This is a genomic window from Streptomyces sp. NRRL S-118 (genome assembly GCF_000716335.1).
In the GTDB taxonomy this organism is placed as follows: Bacteria; Actinomycetota; Actinomycetes; order Streptomycetales; family Streptomycetaceae; genus Streptomyces.
Genome location: NZ_KL591028.1, coordinates 175,491 through 183,611 on the forward strand (window position 1 = coordinate 175,491; position 8,121 = coordinate 183,611).

The 8,121-nt window shown below is 75.3% G+C and carries 4 protein-coding genes; 2 read left to right on the forward strand and 2 right to left on the reverse strand.

Annotated features, from left to right (window positions below; genetic code table 11):
* Together IH00_RS0132420 and IH00_RS0132425 are read left to right on the forward strand one after the other, a co-directional pair.
* Positions 1-556, forward strand: a 556-nt coding sequence (locus IH00_RS0132420; RefSeq protein ID WP_234335037.1) for a class E sortase, incomplete at its 5' end; no start/stop codon positions are given.
* 169 nt (positions 557-725) lie between these two features.
* Positions 726-941 carry a DUF2283 domain-containing protein gene (locus IH00_RS0132425; protein ID WP_031079660.1) on the forward strand — a complete coding sequence of 72 codons (216 nt, stop codon included), beginning with the start codon at positions 726-728 and terminating at the stop codon, positions 939-941.
* Positions 942-1,083: 142 nt separating this feature from the next.
* Here the strand turns inward: IH00_RS0132425 and IH00_RS0132430 are convergent, their stop codons facing one another.
* Together IH00_RS0132430 and IH00_RS39635 are read right to left on the reverse strand one after the other, a co-directional pair.
* On the reverse strand, positions 1,084-1,362 hold the full coding sequence (locus IH00_RS0132430) for a hypothetical protein (protein WP_031079661.1): 279 nt from the start codon (positions 1,360-1,362) through the stop codon (positions 1,084-1,086).
* 96 nt (positions 1,363-1,458) lie between these two features.
* On the reverse strand, positions 1,459-7,776 hold the full coding sequence (locus tag IH00_RS39635; RefSeq protein WP_420710955.1) for an amino acid adenylation domain-containing protein: 6,318 nt from the start codon (positions 7,774-7,776) through the stop codon (positions 1,459-1,461).
* Between the last annotated feature and the right edge of the window lie 345 nt (positions 7,777-8,121).

Consider the following 8,121-nt stretch of genomic DNA (forward strand, 5'->3'; position numbering starts at 1 on the left):
AGAGATGTGTATAAGAGACAGCGCACGCACTCGCCCCGCCGTCCTCGCCATCCCCGAGATAGGTCTGGAGGACCTCCGCGTCGTCCCGTACGAGGGCACCACCGACGACTGGCCCGGCACGCGGATCCAGAACAAGGGTCACGCCGCCAGCCCGTACGGAGCCGAGGGAGGCGTCGGCCCCGGCGAGATCGGCAACTACCTGGTCACCGCGCACCGGCTCTCGGCGGGTGGGCCGCTGCGCGACCTCCCGTCCCTGGACAACGGCGACTCCGTCTTCGTCACGGCCGGCGGCATGGTGCACGAGTACCGCGTCACGGAGACCAGGAAGACCTCCTTCCGGTCGGAGCGCTCCCTGGCCGAGCAGCGGGCCGCGGTCCCGGGTGAGCCGGGTAAGAAGCCCACCAGGGCGATGATCACGGTCTCCACCTGTGCGACGCCCGAGGACAACGCCGTCGGCAACTTCTGGCGCGACGACCGCGGCAATCCCGAACACCGCATCGACAAGATCGGCGTCCTGGTCTCCTCCGAGCCCGTGGCCGGGGCGTCCGCCTCCTAGGGAGCGCAGGCACGCGGGCGCGCGGACGACGGTGCCGCGCCCCGCGATGACCCGGTCGCCAGGACCCCCGGTCGCCATGACCAGGCCAAGGCAACCATCGTTCCAGGTAACCTGCCCCGCGGGCGCGGGAACCGGTCCCCGCCGAAAAGGGTGAACCCTACGGAGGACGATGCGAGTCACGTACGACGCCGTGGCGAACATGGCGTACATCCACCTCGTCGACAGGATCGACCCGGGCGAGGCCGTCCAGCAGGTGGTGGCCGGGGACGGCACCACGGCGGTGCTCGATTTCGACGCACGGGGGCGGCTGTTGGGCGTCGAGCTGTTCGACGCCGGAAGCCGCTTGCACCCCGATCTCCTGGATGCTGCCGAGCGGATCGGCTGAGGCAGGGCCGTTCGCGGGCACGCCGGACGTGACCGCCCGCCGACCGCGCCGGCGCGCCGGTCGGGCCCGGAGCGCACGCGGGGCGGTGCCGCCCGTCCGGCCCCGAGCGCACGCGGCGCGGTCCGCCCCTGGCCTGCGCCAGTCAGGGAGGCGGGAGGATGCCCTCTTCCCGGGCGACATGGGCGCAGGCCATGGCAGCGGCGGTCATACCGAGCCGTTCGAGCACCTCGATCGACTCCAGCAGGATCCGCGTATCGGCGTCGGCCATGGCGTTGCCGCAGCGGTCGCGCTCGGCCAGTTCCTCGGCGGACGTGGCGGTACGCAGCGCGGTCACCCGTGCGGCCAGTGCCTCGCGCGCGGCCTCCCTCGCGGCGATGCCGCGCACCGCACGGACGATGTCCTCATCGGTCATGTCGTTCATGCCCTCCCAGACGGTGGTCGCCTGCCCCTCGTCCCAGGGCCGGCCGCGTCTGTGAGGAGCAACACGGCGATGCCGCGCCGAGCCGTGCCCCGCCCCTCACCCCTCCCGGGGTACACCGACGAGTACGCCGGGATCCACGACGTGTTCGAGAAGGTGCAGCGGCGCGGCGCGGAGTCCGGCCGACTCCGCCGCGTCCCAGTACTCCAGGGCGTGCGGCAGATCGACCAGACCGTGGATGAGCGGGGGAGCGGCGGTCCCGGACGGCGACGCACGGTGAGGGGCCGTGAGGTGTGCGTGGAGCAGTGACTCCAGCCGGCAGGAAGCCATCGTGCCGGGCAGGCCGATCCGGGTGGCGCGCGCCGCGTCCGCGACTCCGGCGAGAGCGGAGAGGTCCTCCGGGACGCCGGTGCCGGTCGCGCCCACGGTGAGGAGTCCACCGCCGACGATCAGCACGTCACGCCGGTCGCGCATCCGCCGCAGGGCCCGCTCGGTGTCGAAGCAGTGCGGGAAGGAGTCGTCGACGACGACCGTGCCGGGCCGCAGCCGGTCGACGTCGATCACCGCGGCCGCTCCGCTGACCGCGGTGACGAGCACGTCCGCCTCGTACACCGTGCCGGGCAGCGTCGGTGCGGACTCGCTGACGGTGATCCGGTCGCCCGGGACGTGTGACGCGAGTTCCGCGGCGAGCCGGCGGAGCCGTGGGCCGCTGCCCGGGACGTCGCACAGGACCAACCGGGCCGGGGGCCGGGGACTACGGGCGAGCAGGAGGCGCAGTGAGGAGATGCCGATGGATCCGCAGCCGACGAAGGCCACGGTGCTGCCGTGCAGCCCACGGCCGGTCCCCGCGAGCGCCGCGTGGACGGTCTTCACCACGGAGACGGTCGTCATCGCGTGGCCCGTGGTGACGGAGACGGCGGGAGTTGCGCGCTTCTCCCGCAGGACGTCGTAACCGTAGCCGGTGAGCGACGGGATCACGCCGGCCAGCGAGACCGAGCGCGCCCCGAGTGACGCCGCGTGCTCCACCGCGCGTGCGGAGAGCTCGGCAAGGCCCCTGCCCGGAGGAAGGAGCCCTCCCGGGACGAGTTCGTCGGCGAACAGGGGCAGGCAGACGAACCCCGACGTGCCGAGCGGCGTGGTGGTCTCCTCCAGCAGCCGGGCGCGGCCGTCCGGAAAGAGGAGCGTGCGCAACTCTTCGCGGGGGAGGGTGCCTTCCGGCAGTCCGGCGAAGGCCGCCACGTCCCTCGGCGCGGGCAGGTACCCGACGAGCGCCGCGTCGAGGCCGGTGCCGGGAGCGCCCGTGGCGGGAGCTCTCGCGGGAGCGGCCGTGGCGGGAGCGGCCGTGGTGATGAGGTGCGCCGCGGTGGGCGTTTCCGGGCCGGGCCCTGCCCCCTCCGCGGCGTCGTGGAGCAGCGCCTGCTCCAGCTCGCCCCGTACCGCGTCCGCGAAACCGTTCAGCCCCTCCGCGGTGAGCGCGGCCGCCGAGGCCCGCACGGTGACGCGCAGCCCGTCGTCCGCAGGGCGGACGGCGACGAAGACGTCGGTGCCCACCGGTGGCGGGGCGAGCGCGGTGTCGGCGTCGTCCTCCCGCAGGTGCAGCGTCCCGCCGCCGGGCCGGCCGAGAGCGGAGAAGTCCAGGAACGTGAAGAAGAACTGGGCGGTCCGCGGCAGCCCGGCGGGCGTGCGGGCGTCCATGGGCCCGTACCGCCTGGCCACGATCGTCTCGGCGGCGATCCGGCGCAGGTCCTCCCCGAACGGCGGCGTCCGGCCCGGCGGGTCGCCCGCGGACGCGGGAGGCGACGGGCGGAGCGCCACCGCCTCGGCGAACGGTCCGAAGACTCCGCGGGCTCCGGCCGTCGTGTGGTCGCGTCCCGTCACGGCCAGCCCCAGGACCAGGTCGCGGCGGTCGGCGAGACCGGTGAGGGCCCGGTAGTACGCGGTGAGGAGCGGCGCGTACGGCGTGGTCCCGGCGGCACGGGCGAGCCGTCGCAGCCCCCGCGCCGACGCGGCGTCGAGAGTGAAACCGGTGGTCCGGAAGGCCCGGGCGCCGTCGCTGTCGCTGTCACCGCCGGAGGCAGCGGCCGGGCGGAGGACGGGCGGCGCGTACGGAGCGTCATGGACCGCGCGATACGCCTCCGCCTCGGGACCCTGCGCGCGCGGACCCGCGGCGAGGCGCAGGGCGTGGTCGCGGAAGGTGCCGCCCGTCGGGGGCAGCCCGTCGGGCAGGCCGCGTACGAGCCGGTCGTAGGCGGTGAGGAGTTCCCCCGCCAGCAACGCCGCGCTGTAGCCGTCCCCGATGAGGTGGTGCGCATGCACGACCAGCACGTGCTCGTCCCGGCCCACCCGGAACAGCTTCAGGCGCATCAGCGGCCATGCCCACGGTTCGAAGACGCGCCGTGCCTCCTGCGCGACCCGCTGCTCCAGCACCTCCCGCGTGTTCGTCGTGGGCAGGGCCTCCCAGTCGACGGGCAGCCGCAGCGAGGCGGGGAGCTCCTGCTGGACAGGGGGCCGGGCGCCGGCCGGGAAGACGGTGCGGAGCATGGGGTGCCGCACCACCAGCACGTCCACGGCCTGTTGGAACACGTCGGGGCGCAGCGGCCCGCTGAGCCGGAACCGGGCCAGCCAGGCGGACGTCGACCCGGGCGCGATCGTCTCGGCGAGCAGGAACCCGCGCTGCGTCGGCGTCAGCGGGTAGGGCGCGGCGTCGTTTTGTGCGCCCCGCGCGACGGTGGTGGCGGCTCCCGGCGCCTCAGCGAGGTCCGGCAGGGGCCCGTCCTGCGCCACCGTGTCGATGGCGGCGGCCAGGGTGTGCAGGGTGCTGTGGGTGAACACGGCGGTGGGCCGCGGCAGGAGCGGGAACTCCTCACGCAGGCGGGCGAACAGTTCCAGGGCGAGGATCGAGTCTCCGCCGAGGGCGAAGAAGTCGTCCTCGGCGCGCACGTCCGGTGTCTCCAGCAGGTCCGCCCAGACACGGGCGAGGGCTCGCTCGGTGGCGGTCGACGGCATGTTCCCCGGCCGCCCGCCCACGCCCGCGGCGGGAGACGGCGATCCGGACCCGCCGGCCCGCGGGTCGGGTGCCCCGGCTTCGCCGGCCTGCGGGACGTGGGACCCGGCCTCCCCGGCTTGCGGGTCGGCTCCCGGGGGTTCGTCGGCTCGCGGATCGGGTGCCCCGGCTGCGCCGGCGTGCGCGTCGGTCGCCCCGGCTTCGCCGGCCCGTGGATCGGGTGCCCCGCCCGGTTCCTCCGGCCGCGTGTCGCGCCCGAGCCGCAGGCGGTCGATCTTGCCGGTGCCCGTCAGCGGAAGCGCGCCCAGCACCTTGATCCGGCCGGGCAGCATGTACGACGGCAGTGTGCCGCCCAGGAAAGCCCGTACCTCGATGGGGTCGGGCGCCGCTCCGCCCGGACGGGGTTCGACGTACGCGACGAGCCGGCCGTCGAGGAGGAGCACGGCAGCCCGCGCCACCCCGGGGTGGGCGAGCAGCGCGGCCTCGATCTCGCCGGGTTCCACCCGGTGGCCGCGGACCTTGACCTGGTCGTCGAGGCGGCCGAGGAACTCCACGACGCCGTCGGCCCGTCGGAGGACCCGGTCGCCGCTGCGATACCAGCGGCGGCCGTCCCGTTCGACGAAGGCGGCCGCGGTGAGTTCGGGGTCCCCGAGGTACCCAGGGGTCAGACCGGTGCCGGCGATGAGCAGTTCACCCGCCTCGCCCGGGGCGCACGCGCTGCCGTCCGCGGCGACGACCATGAGGTCCGTCCCGCCGACCGGCCGGCCGATGGGCAGTCGCCGGACGTCGTCGGCGGGGCGGGCGTCGATGATGTGGCAGGTCGCGTTGATGGTGGCCTCGGTGGGCCCGTACAGGTTGGAGATCCGGTGGCGCGGCCGGTCGCCGGCCCGGCCGGTGCCGAGCAGGTCGAACCAGCGCCGGACATGCGCCGCGGCCAGCGCCTCGCCGCCGACGTGCACCCAGCGCAACGCCGACAGGTCCGGGGCCGTTCCCTCCTGGCGCGCCCGGGCCTCGGCCGCGGACAGCAGCCGCTCCCAGAGCGTCGGAACCGAACTCCACACCGTGACACGTTCGCGGACCACGTGGTCGAGGAGTGCTTCGGGGTCGCGCACGAGGTCCCGCGGGAGCGTGACGACCGTGGCCCCGGCGAGCAACGGCGCGAGTACTTGCCGTACGGACGCGTCGAAGCAGATGGAGGCCGTCTGCACGAGCCGGTCGCCCGGACCGTAGCCGAAGGCGGAGAGGGCCCAGTCGAGGTAGCCGGCCATCGACCGGTGGGTGATCGGGACGCCCTTGGGACGGCCGGTGGATCCGGACGTGAAGATCACGTACGCGACCGCGTCCGGATCGTGCGGGGGCGCCGGCGGGGCGGGGGCGAGCGGATCCCCCGCGGGGGCGTCGGCCCTGACCGTGACGACACCGCCGAGCGCCGCTGCCGCATCCAGCGTGGCGGCGTGGCAGACGACGACCCGGGCGCCGGTACGGCTGACCTGGTCCTGCAGGCGGGCGGCCGGGTAGGCGGCGTCCAACGGCACCCAACCGGCGCCCGACCGGAGGATGCCGACGACGCCCACCACGACGTCCGCGCCCGGTTCGGTCAGCAGTCCGACCAGGTCCCCGGGCCGTACCCCCTCGGCGCGCAGCCGGGCGGCGAGGGCGGCCGACGCCGCGTCGAGCTCGCCGTACGTGAGCGTGGCCTCCCCGGAATCCACCGCAACGGTCCCGGGGGTGGCACGGAACCCGGCGACGAGCCGCCGCACGATCCCGTCGCCTCCGGCCCGCCGTCCCGCGGCGATCTCGTGCACTTCGTCCAGGTGTTCCCCGGCGAGGCGCTCGACCGTGGCCGGGCCGAGGAGACGGGCGGGGAAGTTCCACGAGAACCTCAGCTCGCCGTCCGCCTCCCAGCACAGCAGGCTCAGCCGGGTGGCGGCGGAACCCGTCGCGGCCGCCGTCGGCGCCACCGTGACGGGCCAGTCCTCGCCGCGGGAAACGGGGAATCGGGAGAAGCTGAACCCGGATTCGGCGAGCACACGCGTGCCCCCTCCCCCGGCGGGCAGCAACCGGGCGAGATCCGGGCTGCTGAGGGAGGCGTGCGCCTCGGCCTCGCGCCAGATCCGGCGTAGCCGCTGTGCCAGGGCGGTGACCGGCTCCTCCGGGTCGACGTCCGCGAACACCGGCAAGGTGTCCGCGAGTGGTCCCACGAGCCGCTCGATGCCCGGCAGCCGGACCTCACGGCGTGCGCGGGCGACGTTGACGGCGACGGCCCGCCTGCCGCTCCACCGGGCCAGGCACCGTACGTGGACGGCGAGCATCAGGTGGAACAGCGAAACGCCGTGCGCTGCGGCGACGTCCCGCAGGGCCGCGGAGTCCTCCGCCCCGACACCGGTGGAGTGGTGGAGGAGGAGCGGCCCGGGAGACCCGTCGGCGTCACCCTCGTACGGCAGTGCGGGTACGCCGGGGAGCGCAGCGTGTGCGGCGATGCGCTGACGCCAGTACCGCTGGTCGTTCGCGAATCCCGCCGTGTCGCGGTCGGCGGCGAGGAGGGCGGCGTACCGCGAGAACTCCGCCTCGGGAGCCGGCGGTTCGGGCAGCGCGCCGGAGCCGGCCAGGCCGGCGTAGAGGGACCAGAGGTCCTCGCCGAGGACGTTGAGGCTGAAGCCGTCCACGGCGGCGTGGTGCACGACCATCAGCACGTGGGCGAGCCCGGGGGTGTCCCGTACGAGGACCACGCGTACCGGGTCCTCGGTGGTGAGGTCGAACGGGCGGTTGCACAGTTCCCGTTCGAGGCGTTGCAGCACCCCCTGGGGCATCGGCCCCGTGCTGCCGTCCGGTTCCCGCACCTCGTACCAGGCCGGCACGGGGCCGGCCGCGGAGGCCGGCGCCACGTACTGGAGCGGGGGCGTGCCCTCCCGGGCGAACCGCATCCGCAGCATGGGGTGCCTGGCGGCGAGCAGGCCGAGCGCCCGGCCGAGGAGCCCGGCGTCGAGTGGCCCGCGCACGGTCTGGCGTACGTAGCCGAAGGCGGGGACACTTTCGTGCAGCGCCTCCGCCGCATGGAACGCCCGCTGCACGGGCGTCAGCGGGAAGGGGGCGCCGTGACCGCTTCCCGCGGCCGGGGCTGGCAGGCCGGCGGCCTGCCGCGCCGGCGGAGCCTGTCCGTCCAGAGGCGCGCGGGAGGCTTCCCCGGCCAGGTGCGCCGTCAGTTCCCCGAGGGTGCGGTGCTCGAAGAGCAGCGTCGCCGACAGGGGCAGACCGAGTTCGCGTTCCAGGCGGTGGGCGAGGTCCACGGCGGTCAGCGAGTCGAGGCCGAGCGAGAGGAAGTGCGCGTCGTCCGCGATGTCCTCCGGGGCCCGGTGCAGGGCCTCGGCCAGCAGCTTCCGGACGCGCACGGTGACGCCGGAGGAATCCGTGATGCCGCGCACGACCTCGCCCCCGCAGGCGGTCGTGGGCGTGTCGCCGTGCAGGGCGCTCGCCGCTTCCGCAGCGCCCGGAGCGCCCGCAGCGCCCGGAGCGTCGGGCGTGCCCGCAACGTCTGCCCGAGCGCCCGGTCCGCTCGCCGGCCCCCGCCGCACCGGAGGTGTGGCCGCGGGAGCGGGCGTGGCCGCGGACGGTCCGACGGGTGCGGGGGGACCTGTGCGCGCGGGCGGCGGAGGAGTGGGCACCGTGGGGAGCCCGGTCACCAACAGGTGCGCGCTGTCCAGGTCGAGTGCGGCGCGCAGGCCGGCGACCGCGGCAGCGCTTGTCATCGGCGCCATGCC